Here is a 17,366-nt window from a genome sequence, read left to right on the forward strand (position 1 = left end):
ATGAACCAACATCCGAACGAGGTGTACTTTTCCCAAGCGTCGCGCAAGCGGCGCTTTTTTTTGGCCGATCCATTCACGCCTTTGCGGGACAAGCGACACCCACATCGGGTGCCACAATCGCCTGCATGGAATTACTGATTGTTTCGCTGGCCTCGCTGCTGGCAGGGCTGATCGACTCGATCGTGGGCGGTGGTGGCCTGATCTTGCTGCCCGCGCTGTTTGCCACCTTCCCCGGCGCAGCCCCCGCCACCTTGTTTGGCACCAACAAAAGCGCCTCGATCTGGGGCACCGCTTTTGCCACGGTGCAGTACAGCCGCAAAGTGGTCATGCCTTGGCGCTCCTTGTTACCGGCCGCTGGCGCGGGTCTGGTGGGTTCGATCATCGGGGCTTGGGTGGTCACACAGGTCGATCCGGCCCTGTTTCGCAAAGCTCTGCCCTTCTTGCTGGCCATCCTGCTGGTCTATACCCTGGCCAAAAAAGACATGGGTCGCCAGCACGCCCCGCGGTTTGCCGGACCCAAAGAGGCCTGGATCGCCTCAGGCATAGGTTTGACCATCGGGTTTTACGACGGCTTTTTTGGCCCGGGCACCGGCAGCTTCTTGGTCTTTGCCTACGTGCGGCTGCTGGGCTATGACTTTTTGAACGCTTCGGCCTCGGCCAAGCTCATCAATGTGGCGACCAACTTTTCGGCCCTCATGCTGTTTGCTTACCAAGGCCATGTGTGGTGGCACCTGGCTCTCGCCATGGCGGTGGCCAACATCATCGGCAGCCTGATCGGCACCCGCCTGGCGCTCAAGCACGGTGCCGGTTTTGTGCGCCAGGTCTTCATCTTCGTGGTGCTGGCCCTGATCTGCAAAACCGCCTACGACACCTGGCTGCGCTGACAGCGTTCAGCGCCAACGCCACTTGATTTGCCCGGCGTACTGCGCCAGCGCCACACCCACCAAGGTGACGCCAGCACCCGCGATTTTGATCCAGGTGTAGTGCTCTCCCGACAAAGCCCAGGCAAACAAACCCGCCATGGGTGGCATCAAATACATCAAAGGGGCCGTGCGGGCCACGCCGCGCACATTGTTGATCCACCCCCAGGCCAGCCAGCCGATGAAGGCCGACACCAGGATGGACCAGAACAAGCCCACCCACGCCCAAAAATCCAGCGCCGCCCAGTTGGCCGCCATGCCAGCAGGCACCGACAGCAGCATGACCGGCAAACCGCCCAGCAAAGTGGCGTAACCCATGGTCAGCACCGGGCCATGCTTTTGCATCACGGGTTTGACCGCCACGGTGTAATAAGAAAAGAAGCTGGCGGCCACCAACAACACCAAATCACCCCCACCTGCTCGCCAGTTGCCGCCCAGCAACTTGTCGGACAGGAACATCAACACTCCACAAAAAGCCAAGGACACCCCCACAATTTGTGGCCAACTCAGCCGCTCCTGGCCCTGTTTGTACAAAATCAGCAATGTGAAAATCGGCCCACACGCCAAGATGACCGAGCTGGAAAAAGCGGTGGACCAATGGATGCCGTACGTGACCAAACCCACATGCAATGAATGCCCGATGAAACCCAGCCAAGCCATGTGCATCCAGTCTTGACGCGGCAATGGCGGCAGCCAAAAGCCAAATCGCCAGCGCATCAACAAAAGCGCACAGGCGGGCATCAGCAGATACCTGGCCCACAAAAACCCGCCGGGGGTGATCAGGTCAAACAGGTACTTTTGCAGTGTGAAATTGCCGCCCCAGATGACCACCAACACCAAAGCCATGAGCAAGGCACGCTGGTCGTGGCGGTGAAGGGGGGCGCTGTGGGGCATGGGGTTGATTGTGGGTGCACATGGCGCTCTGCCATGTCACGCCCGCAGCAAGCTTTCAGTCTTGGACCAACACGGGCACGCGCTGCGCCAGCGCACACATGAGTTCATAGCCCACGGTGCCCGCTGCTTGTGCCACCTCGTCGATGCCGAGCACCGCACCTTGGGCCGACTGCCCCCAGAGCGTCACGGTGCTGCCCACACCCACCTCTGGAAACGGACTCAGGTCCACCGTCAGCATGTCCATGCTCACGCGACCCACGGTGCGCCCACGCTCACCGTCCACCAACACGGGTGTGCCCGTGGGGCAGATGCGCGGGTAACCGTCGGCATAACCACAGGCCACCACGCCAATGCGCATGGGGCTGTCGGCCACGAAGCTCGAGCCATAACCCACGCTGTCGCCCGCTTGCAAATGCTGCACCGCGATGATCTGGGCGTTCAGGCTCATGGCGGGCTGCAGGCCCCAGTGGGCGGCATTGTGTTCGGGAAAGTCCGGCGAGCTGCCATACACCGCGATACCGGGGCGAATCCAATCGGCTTTGACGGCCGCGTCTTGCGCGTGGCGCAAGGTGGCGGCGCTGTTGCTGACGCTGCGCTCCCCTGGCAGGTCGCGCGTAGCCTCTTCAAAGCGGGCCATCTGCTCGGCGATGCCTTTGGGGCCGTCGGCGTCGCTGAAGTGGGTCATGAGCGAAATTTCGTCCACCTGCGGCAAGGCGTTCAGCCGCGTCCAGGCCGAGCGAAAGCGCTGCGGCGCAAAACCCAGGCGGTTCATGCCCGAATTCATCTTCAGGAAGACCCGGTGCGGCTCGTGCGTTTTGTGCAGCGCCAGCATGTCGATTTGCTCGTCGCAATGCACCGTGTGCCACAGGTGCAGGCGGGAGCACAGCTCCAGGTCGCGGGCTTCAAAAGCGCCTTCGAGCAGCAAAATCGGGCCACGCCAGCCCAGGGCACGCACCCGCTCGGCCTCACTCAGGTCCAAGAGGGCAAAGCCGTCAGCCCCGCGCAGGCCTTCAAACACCCGCTCAATGCCATGGCCATAGGCATTGGCCTTGACCACGGCCCAGGCCTGGGCATCGGGCGCGGCTTGCCGAGCTTGGCTCAGGTTGCGGCGCAGAGCGGCGGTGTGGATGGTGGCTTGGATGGGGCGGGGCATGGGGTGAAAGGGCGAAGTCAAAAGGCGAAAAATGCCCAGGAAGTATGCCAGCTTCATTGGTAGCGGCGGGTGCTGATCTGGGCGCTCACTCGGGCTGATGGTCCCAACGGTTCACCTTCGGTGGCTCTTCCACACACAAACCCGTGGGCTATTTGCACCGGGCAAACACACGCTTTCCCCGGTCTGGAAGGGGCTTGCAAATGCTTTACACTGATCTGCTGCCTGTTAACCCGTGCATTCCGCCTGAGCTGTTCAGGCGCTGGCTGAACCTTGTCATCCATGGAAGTTTTTGAGTTCTTGATGCCCATCTTCACCGAATACGGCTATTTGGCTGTGTTCGTGATGCTGTTGATTTGCGGCTTTGGTGTGCCCGTTCCGGAAGATGTGACTTTGGTCACTGGCGGCGTCATTGCCGGGTTGGGCCATGCAGATGTGCACACCATGTTTGCGGTGGGCATGGCCGGGGTCATGGTCGGTGACGGCTTGATGTTCACTTTGGGCCGCCTCTACGGTGAGCGCATTTCCAAATTGCCCGGCTTTCGCAAAATCCTCACACCCGAGCGTTTTGCCAGCGCCCAAGATGCTTTCCAAAAATACGGCAAATGGGTCATGTTCGTGGCCCGTTTTCTGCCCGGCCTGCGCACCCCCGTGTTTTTCTCGGCTGGCATGAGCCGACGCGTCAGCTTTTCCACCTGGTTCTTCATGGATGGCTTTGCCGCCTTGATCAGCGTGCCGATCTGGGTTTATCTGGGTTACTTTGGCGCCCAGAACTGGGACTGGATGTTTGGTGTGCTGCGCCAGTTCCAACACGGCATTTTTGCCCTGCTGGGCATCGGCATCGTCTGGCTGGGCTGGCGCTGGTGGCGCAAGCGCCAGGCCACAGCGGCCGCCAAAGCCTCTGGCGACGCCTCCTGAACAGCCCTCGCATGGGCCTCACCTCCCCCAAAAGCCTGGCTGTGGCCGGGCTCCTGCTGAACGCCTTTGTCTGGGGCGTGTGCTGGTGGCCCTTCAAACAACTAGAGATACAAGGTCTGCACCCGCTGTGGGCCACGGCGCTGGTTTATGCCTTCGTCTTCGTGTCCATCGCCGTGTGGCTGTGGCGCAGTGGCCAATTACAAAGCTGGCGGGGCCACCCCGGTTTGTGGCTCTTGCTGCTGGCCTCGGGCCTGACCAATGTGGGCTTCAACTGGGCGGTGACGGTGGGAGACGTGGTGCGTGTGGTGCTGCTGTTTTATTTGATGCCCGCCTGGTCGGTGCTGGTGGCCTGGTGGCTGCTGGACGAAAAACCCACCCCCATGGCTTTGCTGCGCTTGGTGCTGGCGTTGGCGGGTTTGTTCATCGTGCTCAAAACCCCCGAAACGCCCTGGCCCGTGCCCGAGAGCTTGGCCGATGGGCTGGCGCTGATGGGCGGCCTGACCTTTGCTATCACCAATGCCTTGCTGCTCAAGCTCAGGGACGCGCCCAGCTCGTCGCGCACCCTGGCCATGTTTGGTGGCGGTGCGATCATGGCCACGCTGGCGGCCATCGCAGGTTTGGCCACAGGTGTGGTTGCCATCGGCGCGGCCCCCACTTGGAGCTGGCTGCCCTTGGTGGCCTTGCTGAGCGTCTCGTTTTTGTTGGGCAACTTGGCGCTGCAATACGGCGCTGCCCGCCTGGCCGCCCACACCACGGCCCTGGTCATGCTGTCCGAGGTGCTGTTTGCCAGCGTGTCGTCCGTGTTGTTGGGCGCTTCCAGCTGGGACAGCCGCACCCTGATCGGCGGGGCCTTGATTTTGCTGGCGGCGCTGCTGTCCATCGTCGGGCCTGGCCACAAGGCCAAGTGAAACGGCGTGCACGGCCAGAGGCGGTCACTGGCATGATGCCCATCTGTTCTCATAAATCGGAAAGCACCCCATGAGCCTTTACGACTTCGAAGCCCAAAGCATCGACCACCAAACCGTGCCCCTGTCGCGCTACCAAGGTCAGGTGATGCTGATCGTCAACACGGCCAGCGCCTGCGGCTTCACGCCCCAGTTCACTGGCCTTGAAAAGCTGCACCAGAAATATGGCAACCAGGGTCTGGCCGTGCTGGGCTTTCCCTGCAACCAGTTCGCCAGCCAAGACCCGGGCGACGACGCACAAATTGCCAACTTCTGCCAACAGAACTACGGCGTGAGCTTTCAGATGATGAGCAAGGTCAAAGTGAACGGCGACGGCGCCCACCCCCTGTACCAATGGCTCACGGCCGAGGCCCCCGGCATTTTGGGCAGCAAAGGCATCAAGTGGAACTTCACCAAGTTTCTGGTGGGTCGCGATGGGCGGGTGATCAAGCGCTATGCGCCGCAGGACTCCCCCGAGAAGATCGCCAAAGACATTGAGGCGGCGCTGGTGGCTTGACCGAGGGGGCCTATCGGGCCAGTGCCAATTTGGGCCTGAGCCCGTTCAGGCCCGCCAAGTCAGCACCGCCAACCACAGCAACACAGCGGCGCCACCCCACACCAACACCCGCGTGCGCAGGCGCAGCATTTCCACAGCGCTGACCAAGCGTGCGTTTTGTTCGGCCAACTCGGCCAAGGTTTCGGTGAGTTCGCGCTGGGTCTGGGCTTGGCGGTCGATCTGGCCTTGCGCGGCGATCAACGCGTTTTTGAGTTCCCCCAAACTGGGCACAGCACTCACCGGGGTGGTTGTGGCGGGGGCGCCTGCTTGGCCGGGGGGCTCGGGTGGTTGACGGTCCATCAGCTTGCGTGCGGCTTTGAGCACCGAAGGCGCGTGTTCGATCACATCGCCCCAGGGAATCACTTTGAGCGCCATCAGCCAAGGTATCGCCATCGTCTTGTCCTTTGTTTGCGCTGAGCCAGCGCGGTCTGCCGTCCAGCGCTTGATCCTACCCGGGTGGGCATTTTGGCGTGCGCGGACGCTGATCTTGGCAGATGGAAAAAAGGACTTTGTCGATGCGATCAGGAAGCACTGCTCAGCGCTTCGTCCAACAATTCCACCCAATGCCGCACAGGGAGGCCACTGCCGCTTTGCAGGTGGGTGATGCAGCCGATGTTGGCGCTGATGACACCTTGCGGCTCCAACGCATTCAGGTGGCCCAGCTTGCGGTCGCGCAATTGCTTGGACAGATCGGGGTTGAGCACGCTGTAGGTGCCCGCCGAGCCGCAGCACAGGTGCGACTCGTTGGCCGTGACCTTGATCTTGAAGCCCAAATCGCCCAAATGCTTTTCGACGCCACCTTTGAGCTGCTGGCCGTGTTGCAGCGTGCAGGGCGGGTGGTAGGCCTGCAGTCCTGCGGCTTGCAGGGCTTGGGGCTTGATCTTGGCTTGGAGCAGCGGCACCAACTCAGGCAGAAGCTCGCTCAAGTCGCGGGTCAGCGCGCCGATGCGGGCGGCCTTTTCGGCATACGCCGGATCGTCTTTGAGCACATGGCCGTAGTCCTTGACCATGACGCCGCAGCCCGAAGCGTTCATCACGATGGCTTCGATGTCGCCGCTCTCCACCAGCGGCCACCAAGCGTCGATGTTGGCGCGCATGTGGTCTTTGCCGCCGTCGTGGTCGTTCAGATGGAACTTGAGCGCCCCGCAGCAACCGGCCTTGGGCGCGGTCACGGTCTGGATGCATGCGGCGTCCAGCACGCGGGCGGTGGCGCTGTTGATGTTGGGGCTCATGCTCGGCTGCACGCAACCGGCCAGCATCAGCACTTTGCGGGCGTGCTGCGTGGTGGGCCAGGCACCAGCGTTTTGTGGCGCAGGCACTTTGGCCTTCAGGCTTTCGGGCAACAGGCCGCGCACCATCTGGCCCATCTTCATGGCCGGGGCAAACAAGGGCGAAGGCAGACCTTCTTTGAGCGCCCAACGCACCAGCTTTTCGCTGGCCGGGCGTTCGACTTTGGCGTCCACCAACTTGCGGCCGATGTCGACCAAATGGCCGTATTGCACGCCGCTCGGGCATGTGCTTTCGCAATTTCGGCAGGTCAAGCACCGGTCCAGGTGCATCTGTGTTTTGCGGGTGGGCGTTTCGCCCTCGAGCACCGCCTTCATCAAATAGATGCGGCCACGCGGGCCGTCGAGCTCGTCGCCCAGCAGTTGGTAGGTGGGGCACGTCGCGGTGCAAAAGCCGCAGTGCACACACTTGCGCAAAATGGCCTCGGCTTCTAAGCCGTCGGGGGTGTTTTGGTATTCGGGGGCGAGGTTGGTTTGCATGACGATTCGCCTCAGAAGGGGTGCAGGCGACCTGTGGCGAAGATGCCTTTTGGATCGAACTGCTTTTGCAATTGCTGCTGGATGCGTTGCTGCACAGCGTCCAGCGGGGTGTTCACACCTGCGGCTTTGTCCGCCTCAGCATGCTTGGCGCTGGCTCGGAACAGCGTGGCATGGCCACCGACCTTCTGCGCCATCTCACGCACCGTCGCTGCTGCCGAAGCGGGTGCCCACAGCCAACGCTGAGCACCTTGCCATTCCATGTATTGGGCATAGGGCAAGTCCAGCACGGGCGCGGTTTGCGGCACCGACAGACGCCACAGGCAGGCATCGGCACTGGGCGCGTCAAAAAATGGCAGGGTCTGCTCGTTGCTGGCACGCCAGTCTTGTGCGGCTTCGGCATTGTCCATGGCCTGCACCCGCGCACCCAAGGCGACGGCGTCGGCACTCATTTTGACCACGGCCGACTGCACCGCCGCCACCGCACCACGCAAGCGCACAAACAAATAATCGGCCACCGGCTGGGCCATGGTGTCGCGCACCCAGGCGCTGGCGTTCAAGGGCAGGGGTTGCCCACCCCAGCGGTGCAACAAATCCAGCGCCGGGCCCTGGGCGAGCCCCGCGATCATCAAGGTGGCCTCGGCCGGAGCCACCGGCAAAACCTTGAGGCTGACTTCGGTGATCAGGCCCAGCGTGCCCCAACTGCCAGCCATCAGGCGGCTCACGTCGTAACCGGCCACGTTCTTCATGACCTGACCGCCAAAGGTCAGGTGCTCGCCCAAGCCGTTGATAAAACGTGCGCCCAAAACATAGTCACGCACAGCGCCCACAGTGGCGCGGGCCGGGCCGCTCAGACCCGCTGCGACCATGCCGCCCACGGTGGCATCGGGTCCGAAATGTGGCGGCTCGAACGCCAGGGATTGGCCTTTTTCGGCCAAAGCGGCTTCCAGCTCGGCCAAGGCCGTGCCGCAGCGCACCGTGACCACCAACTCGCTGGGCTCGTAACTGACGATGCCCCGGTAATCCCGGGTGCTCAGCACCTCACCCGTGAGGCTTTGGCCCCAGAAATCTTTGCTGCCACCACCGCGCAAGCGCAAAGTGCGGCCATCCGCAGCGGCTTGGCGCACGGCGTCGATGAGGGAATTGAGTTGAGCTTCCATGGGCCAAGATGGTAACCCCCGGCCTTAAGAGATTGTGTGAATTTTTTGAACGATGGGGTTGTGGGAAATTGCGCGATTCAAAGCACAACCAAGTGCGCAGGGGTTGCGCCACGCACAGCACTGATGGGAATCCGCTGATCCAGCGTCACCAGTCGTCCTTGATTCTTAACGGCCAATGCCAAGAGGTACAAATCGGTCAATTGCCTCGCGCTGTGAATGTGACCATGTTGAAACTGCTGGGGATCCAAGAGGCTGACCTCATCCGACCAAAATGCATGGTGTGCTGTCCGCGTGGAGTTTTGCAACATACCGACCAGCACCGCTATGGGTTGAGGGCTGCTGTACCCGGGTTGACCCATGATGCGAAGACAACCATTTTGGGTCAATGCACAGGTGGCCCAGCCCTCTTGAATGTGCTCTTCAAACCATTGGGCCGCACGAACATGGTGAACATGATCCCGGTCATGCAAGGCAATCAGCATATTGACATCAAACAGCGCACGCATCAAACACCCTCAGCATCGCGCAAGCGTTCAATCAGCTCATTGCTGATGACCGCACCCCGAGAGGGCAAGGGTTGGATTCCATATAGGGCCAAGCGCTCTGAAACGTGGGGCACAGTTTGATCCGCTGGCGGCTGATAGGCCCCCACTGCAAATGCTTTACGCGCCAAGTCACTCATGACTTGTCCGATCGATTTTTTCTCTCTTTGTGCAATCTCTTTGGCTGCAAAAAGCACGTCGTCTGCAATGTCCAGGGTGGTTCGCATTTCATCTCCCGATAGTTTGATGTTTGATGCTATCACATCAAACATCAATATCACCTGATCCCTGGAGACGGGCCACCAGCGGAGCCAATGCTGCGCGTTCAGTGGTCGTTTTTTAAATTACTCAATTGATTGAGTAATTTTGCTCAATGCATTGAGTTAATCAACTTGGATGTGTTTTGAAAACTGGATGACAGTGAAAAGATTAGAAAATAGAATTCATTTATGCGGTAAATTGCCCCTAATCCAAGCACACAGGTTTGGCAGCATCAATTGCGTTAGGTGGCCCAAAGCCAACAGCCCAACACCTGCATCAGCAACTGATAGCTTGGCGTACCACTCACTAAAGGTGACAACTTGAATCAAATCGCAAAGTCCACTCTCGCATTCATGCTTTTCAGTACCGCGGTGCACGCACAAACTGCAGGTACCGCATCTGGCCAGTGGACCGGGACAACGAAGTCACCGAGCACAGGCAACGAACTCCAGATTCAAGTGAAGATCTCAGATGTGGGCGGAACGTGGCGGTACATCACCCCTGTCTCTGCAAGCAAAGCTGGTCCTTGTCTTGGCCGTGAATTCCCGCTTTCGGTCAAAACACTGCCGAACTCAAAAATGATGCTCAGCGTAGACGGCCCTAGTCTTATTACTGGCTGCCCTTCCTTTACCCTCACTCTCGAACGCACAGACGAACAGACGCTCACCGGCTCCTTCGGAGATGGAAGACCAGCAGTCCTCAAGAAGCAGTAGATTTGCTGCGTCCGCCCAGCGCCGAGAGTGCCGCCTACGCGATACATTTTCCTTAGCCGGATCCTGGCGTCCTGCCGCTGTCGCCCGCTTAGCTCGAACGTTATCCTCTTCATTGCCCGGAGCACTGCCCATGCCGCAATTCACCTCACCTGAAGTGGTCGTCCAGCGTCAACTTGATGCCTACAACGCCAAGGATGTGGACGCCTGGCTCAGTACCTACGCGCCTGACGCCAAACAGATTGAACTGGGCGGCCCCTTGCTGGCCGATGGGCACGCACAAATCCGGGCTCGTGCCTTGGCACGTTTCCACGAGCCTCACCTTCACGCCCAACTGATTCGGCGCGAAACCTTTGGCAATGTCGTGATCGACCATGAAGACGTCACCAGGACTTTTCCCGAGGGCCCTGGACGCGTTGAACTGGTCTGTGTGTATCTCGTGGAGAAAGGGCTGATACAAAGCGCTTCCTTCGCAATAGGACCGCAGACGCTTTTCATGGCGTAACCGCTCTAAGTCGCAATGCGGTGACTCTCAGTGGGATTACCCGCCACCTCCACCCGCATCGCCCAAACGCACCCAGCACCGGGGTACTTTGCCAGCTCCGCATCGCTGCGGCCATGGCGAGCGGTGGTAACCAACAGGGTCTTCAGGTCCGGCCCGCCAAAGCAGGGCATGGTGGGGCACAGCGCCGGTGTGGGCACTTCGGCCAGCACTTCGCCTTGTGGCGAAAAACGCAGCAGGCGCCCGCCTTCGTATTGGGCGGACCAGTAGCAGCCCTCAGAATCCACGGCCGCACCGTCGGGCCTGCCGCCGTAGGGCGCAGCACTGCCCCAGGCCCAGCCTGCGGGTTTGGGCACAGCTTGGAAAAAAACGCGGGCGTTGGAAAGTTGCCCGCTGGCCGCGTCAAAGTCAAAAGCCCGCACCTGGTGCGCTGCCGTATCGGCCCAATAAGCGGTGTGGCAGTCGGGTGACCAAGCCAGTCCGTTGGCGGTGACCACTCCGTCCTTGTCGCCGCCCAGCATGGCATGCAAGCCTTGCCCGTCCAACATGTACAGCACGCCCAACTTTCGGTCTTTGGGCTCGAAAAGGCTGCCAGCCCAAAAGCGGCCTTGGGCATCGCACTTGCCATCGTTGAAGCGTTGCTTGCTCGTGTCATACGGCGCGGCAGCCAGCAGCTGCAAGGGGCCGCCCCATTCGCGTGCGAGGTAAATGCCATCCCGCAGGGCCATGACCAGGCCGCCGCCTTGCAGGGGCGCGATGCAGCCTGGCTCTTGTGTCAAAGGCCAATGGTCGACCGGCCCTTGGGCCTGAAGGCCTTGCACCGCCACACGCGCGATGCGCCGCCCGGGAATGTCCACCCAGTACAGGCGCTGCTCATGTGGGTGCCAAAAAGGCGACTCGCCCAAGCCATCGGGTTCGGTGGTCAGGGCAGTCCAAGTGGGTGTCAACAAAGCAGGTGCGTGCATGAAATCCATTGTGCCCTAGCGACATCACCACTCGAAGGTCCCACCCTGGAACGTACCTCGATCAATCCCGCACACAAGACCCCCCCAAAGAAACAGCCCGCAGTGCCGAAGCGCTGCGGGCTGATGAGATGGTGGCTTTCGCCACCGCTTGCAATGAAACTTGCAGTGTCCGGAATTTAGCCGTGGTAGGCCGACTCGCCGTGTGAAGCGATGTCCAGACCTTCGCGCTCTTCTTCTTCGGTGACACGCAGACCAATGGTCAGGTCAACAATCTTGAAGGCGACCACCGAGACCACACCCGACCAGACGATGGTCAGCAGCACAGCCTTGGCCTGAGTCCAGACCTGCGCAGCGATGGAGTAAGCATCGGGAGCAATCATGGCCACCGTGACCCAATCACCCACAGCGCTCGGACCACCCAGAGCAGGCGAGTTGAACACGCCGGTCAACAAGGCACCGACGATACCGCCCACGCCGTGCACACCGAACACGTCCAGTGAGTCATCAGCACCGAGCATCTTCTTGAGGCCGTTCACACCCCACAGGCAAGCAAAGCCTGCCACGATACCGATCACCAAACCACCGCCGATGCCCACGTTGCCTGCGGCTGGCGTGATGGCGACCAGACCGGCCACTGCACCCGAAGCTGCACCCAACATGGAGGCTTTGCCACGCATCAGCGCTTCACCCACGCACCAGGCCAGGACCGCACCCGCTGTCGCGACCAAGGTGTTGATGAAGGCGAGCGCCGCGAAACCGTTGGCTTCCAGGGCCGAGCCGGCGTTGAAACCGAACCAACCCACCCACAGCAAGGACGCGCCCACCATGGTCAAAGTCAGGCTGTGGGGGGCCATGGCTTCACGGCCATAACCCACGCGCTTGCCCACCATGAAGGCGCCGACCAAGCCTGCGACAGCGGCGTTGATGTGCACCACAGTACCGCCTGCAAAGTCCAATGCACCCCACTGCCAGATCAGACCCGCTTTAGAAGTCATTTCATCGGCGACTTCTTTGGCGGTGTAGGCGTCAGGGCCCATCCAGAACCAAACCATGTGCGCCACAGGCAGGTAGCTGAAGGTGAACCACAGCACCATGAAGGCGAGCACGGCAGAGAACTTGATGCGCTCGGCGAATGCACCCACGATCAGAGCACAGGTGATGCCTGCGAACGTGGCCTGGAAGGCTGCGAAGGTGATTTCAGGAATCACAACGCCCTTGCTGAACGTGGCAGCGTTGGCAAAAGTGCCCGCAGCGTTGTCCCAGATGCCTTTCATGAACAGGCGGTCAAAACCACCAATGAACGCATTGCCTTCGGTGAACGCCAAGCTGTAGCCATAAATGAACCACAGCACGGTGATCATCGAGAAGGTGACCACAACTTGCATCAGCACCGATAGCATGTTTTTGCTGCGCACCAAGCCGCCATAGAACAGGGCCAGACCCGGAATGACCATCAAGATCACGAGGATGGTGGAAACCATCATCCAAGCGATGTCGCCCTTGTTGGGCACCAACGCTGGCGCAGCTTCCGTCGCGGCAGCGGCAGCAGCAGGTGCTGCAGGTGCCGGTGCGGCATCGGCTGGCTTGGCGTCAGCCGCAGGGGCTGTCACGGCTGCAGGGGCAGCGGTTTGTGCGGTCGCGACAGATGCCGTACCGAACATACCGAGACCCAGACTCAGGCCCAAGGCCAGGGTAGCGAGTAGTTTCTTCATTTGTCGACTCTCTTTCTTGTCTGTCAAAGGGCTTCAGCGCCGGTTTCACCGGTGCGGATGCGAACCACTTGTTCGAGGTCGTACACAAAGATCTTGCCGTCGCCGATCTTGCCGGTGCGGGCCCCGGCTTCGATGGCTTCAATCACGCGCTCAACGAGCTCGTCAGAAACAGCGGCTTCGATCTTCACTTTGGGCAAAAAGTCGACCACGTATTCCGCGCCGCGGTACAGCTCGGTGTGGCCCTTTTGACGACCGAAGCCTTTGACTTCGGTCACGGTGATTCCCTGCACGCCGATGCCCGAAAGTGCTTCACGCACTTCGTCCAGCTTGAAGGGTTTGATGATGGCGGTCACCAGTTTCATGATGGCTCCTTGTTGAGTTGCGTGGCGATCAGAAGGCGTATTTCAGGCCCACGACCACACCCGTCTTGCCGGTGAACTTGCCAGCGGGCGTGACATACATGGTTTTGTCTGCATCGGTGCCCACCACAGCAGCGCTGACGGACAGGCCATTGCCCAGGTCTTTGCCCAAGGTGACGGAGTAATCGCTGTACGAGTAAGCGCCGTTGTTTTTAACGGACTGGTAACCCACATGTGGCACCAGGCTGAAGCCATTGCCCAGGTCAAAAGTGCCACTCAGGTCTACGTAGTAGCTGTTCTTGCTGTCTGCGAAACCAAACAGGTTGGACACAGCGTGCGAGTATTTCAAAGTGGCGGGACCCATGGTCACAGCGCCGTAGACTTCATTCGTGTTGGCGCTCACGGCCAGCTTGTTGCTGGGGTACTCATAGCGTAGGAAACCCACGTCATAGGCCACATCGCCCACAGCGCCTTTGTAGCCGCCGTACACATCGACCTCGGCCGATGCGTCACCACCTGCGTCCTTGATCCACTTGATGCTGGAAGCCCAGGCACCCACATAAAAACCGCTCTTGTCAGCGTAATCCACACCGCCTTGCACAGCAGGCTTCAGACGTGTCTGGGAAATGCCACGGTAGCGGTAATCGGTGGTGGTGCCGACGTTGAACGACAAGGTGCTTTCGGCAGCTTGTGCTTGTGCTGCACCGGTCACGGCCAACAAAGACAGGGCCAACAAGGAAGGAACGAGCAATTTTTTCATAACGGACTCCAAAAAAGATGAAAGGACTCAGCCTCTAAGCAGGGAGCGTGCCAAGCTGCACACCGCACCCCCACAGAAGCCTTGATGGCCGCGCTTTCCCTCTGAAGGCGCTTGCCCTGCATTCCAACCCGCCCGCTTGACTTGCACGGTGGGCCAGCACACCCAAGGCGCACCAATTTGAGGCATTTGAAAGGTTTGCGACTCAATTTGGTGCGCAACTGGGCAAGCCCTGATCCTGAGATCCGCCTAAACACCTTTGCGGTGCACGCATGGGCCTGTCCGCTTCACCGAACCCAGCACACGCCTGGCACCCCAACCACCCCCCAAAATCTGTCGGCCTCCTCTACACTGGTGTCCATAAAAAAAGAGGGAGGACGAGACATGGCCCTGGCCACCATCCACAGCCGCGCCCTGGTGGGCTTGGCCGCACCGGCCGTCATGGTCGAGGTGCATCTGGCCAACGGCCTGCCCAGCTTCACGCTGGTGGGGCTGGCCGATGTTGAAGTCAAGGAAGCGCGCGAACGGGTGCGCTCGGCCCTGCAAAACAGCGGGCTCGACTTTCCGCACAACCAGCGCATCACCGTGAACTTGGCGCCCGCCGATTTGCCCAAGGATTCTGGACGACTGGACTTGCCGATTGCGCTGGGCATCCTGGCCGCCAGCGGCCAGATCGATGCCAGCAAGCTGGCGGGCTATGAATTTGCAGGCGAATTGTCGCTGTCGGGCGAATTGCGGCCGGTGCGCGGCGCTCTGGCCATGAGTCTGGTGCTGCGCCAGCAGCGTGTGCGCACCCGGCTGGTGCTGCCACCGGGCAGCGCCGAAGAAGCGGCGTTGGTGCCCGATGCCGAAGTCTTCCGCGCCCAGCACCTGCTGGATGTGGTGCAACAGTTTTTGCCGCCCTCGAGCGAACCACCGCCCGCGCCCACGGACGGCTGGGCCCGCATGGCCGCGCACACGCCCAGCGCACCACCGCGCTATGCGGACTTGGCCGACGTGAAAGGCCAAGCAGGCATCAAGCGCGTGCTCGAGATCGCCGCCGCCGGGGGACACTCCTTGCTCATGGTCGGCCCACCGGGCTCGGGCAAATCCATGCTGGCGCAACGGTTTGCAGGCTTGCTGCCGCCCATGTCGATTGAAGACGCGCTGGAGTCAGCGGCCATCGCCAGCCTGGCCGGGCGCTTTGAGCTCAGCCGATGGGCGCAGCGCCCCACAGGCCAGCCGCATCACTCGGCCAGCGCGGTGGCTTTGGTGGGCGGCGGCTCGCCGCCCCGGCCGGGCGAAATCTCACTGGCCCACCATGGCGTGCTCTTTTTGGACGAACTGCCCGAATTCCCCCGGGCCGCATTGGAGGCCCTGCGCGAGCCGCTGGAGACCGGCAGCATCACTATCGCCCGAGCGGCACGGCGGGCCGAGTTTCCGGCGCGTTTTCAGTTGATCGCGGCCATGAACCCCTGCCCCTGCGGCTATTTGGGCAGCAGCACGCGGGCCTGCCGCTGCTCGCCCGACCAGGTCAGCCGCTACCAAGGCAAGCTGAGTGGCCCGCTGCTGGACCGGATTGACCTGCACATCGAAGTGCCGAGTCTCGGTGCACAAGACCTGTTGAACGCCCCGCCGGGCGAGAGCACCGAAGCCATCGCCGCCCGCAGCGGGGCCGCCCGCGAACGCGCCCTGGCCCGCCAAGGTTGCGCCAACGCCGCCCTGCAAGGCCAGGCCATCGACACCCATTCACGTTTGGACGACAGCGCCACCGCCTTGCTGCAAAAAGCCGCCGCCAAACTCGGCTGGAGCGGGCGCAGCGTGCACCGCAGCCTCAAAGTCGCCCGCACCATCGCCGACTTGGCTGGCAGCGACACCATCGCCTCGGTGCATGTGGCCGAGGCCCTGCAGTACCGGCGGGTGCTGCAGGGGCAGTGAAAGGGGCACGGATAATTCAGACATGTCCAACACCAGCGCACACGCTCTGAGAGCCACACAACTGGGGCCCTTCAGCGTCTGGCTGTCCCTGCCCCAGCTGATCACCTGGGGCAGCGTTTTCTACACATTCTCCTTGCTCATGATGCCTCTGGAGGCCGAGCTGGGCATGGGCCGGGCCGAGTCTTCGCTGGCCTTCAGTCTGGCCTTGCTGGCCGAAGGGCTGATGGCTTACTGGGTGGGTCGTTGGATCGATGCGGGGCACGAGCGGCAGGTGATGACCCTGGGCTCGGTGTGGGTGGGCCTGGGGCTGCTGGGGCACAGCTTTGTGACATCGGTGGCGGGCTTTTATGCCGCCTGGATCTGGCTGGGCCTGGGCATGGCGGCCACGCTCTACACCCCAGCGTTTGCCGTGGTCACGCGCCGTTTTGCCCAAGACTTTCGCCGCGCCATCATCACACTCACGTTTTTGGGTGGCTTGGCCAGCACGGTGTTCATTCCGCTGTTTGCCTGGTGGATGGAGTTGTGGGGCTGGCGGCAAGCCCTGTGGGCTTTGGCTGCGCTGCAGCTGCTGGTGTGTGCGCCCTTGCACGGCTGGCTGCTGCACGGGGCACCGCGCCCAGAGGCCCGCCACACCGACCGCACACAAGCCAAACAAGGCGCACCTGCCGACATGTTGCACCCAACGGTGCCCGTGACTGTGCCCGTTCGCGAGCACCTGCGGCACGCGCCGTTTTGGCTGTTGGCCTTGTTCATGGTGCTGACCATGTCGGTGACCTCGGCCCTGCCCGCGCACATGATCGCCTTGCTGCAGGAATCGGGGCTGTCCCCCGCCTGGGTGCTGGCCATTCCGGCGGCCATTGGGGTGATTCAGGTGCTGGGGCGGCTGGTCCTGTTCGTGTTCGAGCGTTATTGGGATGTGCACGCTGCCAACCGCTGGATTCCAACCCTCATTCCGGCCGGGATCGTGGCCTTGCTGATCGGTGGGCTGAGCCCTGTGGCCTCTTTGGTGTTTGTGCTGCTTTACGGCCTGGGCAATGGCATGAACACCATCGTCAAAGGCACGGCCATGGCGCAGTACGTGAGCCGCACGCATGTGGGGCAACTCAACGGCTTGCTGGGTTTGCCGATTGCGCTGGCCCGGGCTGCGGCACCCTTGATCCTGGGTTTGCTGTGGTCGCCGCAGCACGGCTACACCCTGGCGCTGTGGTGGCTGCTCACGGCCAGTTTGCTGGGCACCGGGGCGCTTTGGGCAGCACAACGCTCTGCCCTGAAGCCCGTGCGCTGACCCGAGTTCCGTGCTTCCTTATATCTACATTGGCATATATAACCAACTAAA

General features: G+C 61.4%; 18 protein-coding genes. 7 read left to right on the top strand and 11 right to left on the bottom strand.

The genetic code is table 11. From position 1 onward, the window contains the following. Positions 1 to 125 precede the first annotated feature (125 nt). Positions 126 to 884 carry a sulfite exporter TauE/SafE family protein gene (locus L63ED372_RS14240; protein WP_062406834.1) on the top strand — a complete coding sequence of 253 codons (759 nt, stop codon included), beginning with the start codon at positions 126 to 128 and terminating at the stop codon, positions 882 to 884. 6 nt (positions 885 to 890) lie between these two features. Here the strand turns inward: L63ED372_RS14240 and L63ED372_RS14245 are convergent, their stop codons facing one another. Then, complete coding sequence (locus tag L63ED372_RS14245) at positions 891 to 1,814, bottom strand: DMT family transporter (protein ID WP_062406836.1); 924 nt, start codon at positions 1,812 to 1,814, stop codon at positions 891 to 893. Positions 1,815 to 1,869: 55 nt separating this feature from the next. After that, entirely contained in the window at positions 1,870 to 2,967 is a 1,098-nt protein-coding gene (gene alr, locus L63ED372_RS14250; RefSeq protein WP_062408174.1) for an alanine racemase, read from the bottom strand. A gap of 279 nt (positions 2,968 to 3,246) precedes the next feature. Between alr and L63ED372_RS14255 the strand changes: the two genes are divergently transcribed. The 3 genes from L63ED372_RS14255 to L63ED372_RS14265 all read left to right on the top strand — a co-directional run bounded on the left by L63ED372_RS14255 (position 3,247) and on the right by L63ED372_RS14265 (position 5,343). Further along, positions 3,247 to 3,882 (top strand): DedA family protein, encoded by a 636-nt coding sequence (locus L63ED372_RS14255; RefSeq protein WP_062406838.1) that lies wholly within the window; start codon positions 3,247 to 3,249, stop codon positions 3,880 to 3,882. Between the two features lie 11 nt (positions 3,883 to 3,893). Beyond that, positions 3,894 to 4,790, top strand: a complete 897-nt coding sequence (locus L63ED372_RS14260; RefSeq protein ID WP_062406840.1) for a DMT family transporter — start codon at positions 3,894 to 3,896, stop codon at positions 4,788 to 4,790. 70 nt (positions 4,791 to 4,860) lie between these two features. After that, positions 4,861 to 5,343, top strand: coding sequence for a glutathione peroxidase (locus L63ED372_RS14265; protein ID WP_062406842.1), 483 nt, complete (start codon positions 4,861 to 4,863; stop codon positions 5,341 to 5,343). A gap of 45 nt (positions 5,344 to 5,388) precedes the next feature. Here L63ED372_RS14265 and L63ED372_RS14270 read toward each other — a convergent pair whose 3' ends face one another. From L63ED372_RS14270 to L63ED372_RS14290, 5 genes are all read right to left on the bottom strand, one after another. Beyond that, positions 5,389 to 5,775: a hypothetical protein gene (locus tag L63ED372_RS14270; RefSeq protein ID WP_062406844.1), complete on the bottom strand. Its 387-nt coding sequence runs from the start codon at positions 5,773 to 5,775 to the stop codon at positions 5,389 to 5,391. Positions 5,776 to 5,903: 128 nt separating this feature from the next. Further along, positions 5,904 to 7,148 carry a glycolate oxidase subunit GlcF gene (glcF, locus tag L63ED372_RS14275; RefSeq protein WP_062406846.1) on the bottom strand — a complete coding sequence of 415 codons (1,245 nt, stop codon included), beginning with the start codon at positions 7,146 to 7,148 and terminating at the stop codon, positions 5,904 to 5,906. An 11-nt stretch (positions 7,149 to 7,159) separates the two neighbouring features. Beyond that, positions 7,160 to 8,305, bottom strand: coding sequence for a glycolate oxidase subunit GlcE (glcE, locus tag L63ED372_RS14280; RefSeq protein WP_062406848.1), 1,146 nt, complete (start codon positions 8,303 to 8,305; stop codon positions 7,160 to 7,162). 77 nt (positions 8,306 to 8,382) lie between these two features. Continuing rightward, entirely contained in the window at positions 8,383 to 8,811 is a 429-nt protein-coding gene (locus tag L63ED372_RS14285) for a TA system VapC family ribonuclease toxin (RefSeq protein ID WP_062406850.1), read from the bottom strand. Next, a complete protein-coding gene (locus tag L63ED372_RS14290) occupies positions 8,811 to 9,119 on the bottom strand; it encodes a hypothetical protein (protein WP_197275274.1) in 309 nt (102 codons plus the stop codon). Before L63ED372_RS14290 ends, L63ED372_RS14285 begins: the two co-directional genes overlap by 1 nt. An 832-nt stretch (positions 9,120 to 9,951) precedes the next feature. On the opposite strand from L63ED372_RS14290, the gene L63ED372_RS14295 reads away from it, so the two are divergent. Beyond that, a complete protein-coding gene (locus tag L63ED372_RS14295; RefSeq protein WP_062406854.1) occupies positions 9,952 to 10,323 on the top strand; it encodes a nuclear transport factor 2 family protein in 372 nt (123 codons plus the stop codon). Between the two features lie 5 nt (positions 10,324 to 10,328). Here L63ED372_RS14295 and L63ED372_RS14300 read toward each other — a convergent pair whose 3' ends face one another. The 4 genes from L63ED372_RS14300 to L63ED372_RS14315 all read right to left on the bottom strand — a co-directional run bounded on the left by L63ED372_RS14300 (position 10,329) and on the right by L63ED372_RS14315 (position 14,116). Next, the gene (locus L63ED372_RS14300; protein ID WP_062408176.1) at positions 10,329 to 11,285 is read right to left on the bottom strand and encodes an SMP-30/gluconolactonase/LRE family protein; all 957 of its coding nucleotides are present in this window, start codon (positions 11,283 to 11,285) and stop codon (positions 10,329 to 10,331) included. A gap of 176 nt (positions 11,286 to 11,461) precedes the next feature. After that, positions 11,462 to 12,997, bottom strand: a complete 1,536-nt coding sequence (locus tag L63ED372_RS14305; protein WP_062406856.1) for an ammonium transporter — start codon at positions 12,995 to 12,997, stop codon at positions 11,462 to 11,464. A gap of 23 nt (positions 12,998 to 13,020) precedes the next feature. Next, complete coding sequence (gene glnK / locus L63ED372_RS14310) at positions 13,021 to 13,359, bottom strand: P-II family nitrogen regulator (protein ID WP_062406859.1); 339 nt, start codon at positions 13,357 to 13,359, stop codon at positions 13,021 to 13,023. Positions 13,360 to 13,387: 28 nt separating this feature from the next. After that, complete coding sequence (locus L63ED372_RS14315; protein WP_062406861.1) at positions 13,388 to 14,116, bottom strand: TorF family putative porin; 729 nt, start codon at positions 14,114 to 14,116, stop codon at positions 13,388 to 13,390. A 381-nt stretch (positions 14,117 to 14,497) separates the two neighbouring features. Here L63ED372_RS14315 and L63ED372_RS14320 point away from each other — a divergent pair, with 381 nt between their 5' ends. After that, complete coding sequence (locus L63ED372_RS14320; RefSeq protein ID WP_062406863.1) at positions 14,498 to 16,030, top strand: YifB family Mg chelatase-like AAA ATPase; 1,533 nt, start codon at positions 14,498 to 14,500, stop codon at positions 16,028 to 16,030. Positions 16,031 to 16,052: 22 nt separating this feature from the next. Then, entirely contained in the window at positions 16,053 to 17,315 is a 1,263-nt protein-coding gene (locus tag L63ED372_RS14325) for an MFS transporter (RefSeq protein WP_062406865.1), read from the top strand. The last annotated feature ends 51 nt before the right edge of the window (positions 17,316 to 17,366 follow it).

The organism is Limnohabitans sp. 63ED37-2, from assembly GCF_001412535.1.
Lineage (GTDB): Bacteria > Pseudomonadota > Gammaproteobacteria > Burkholderiales > Burkholderiaceae_C > Limnohabitans_A.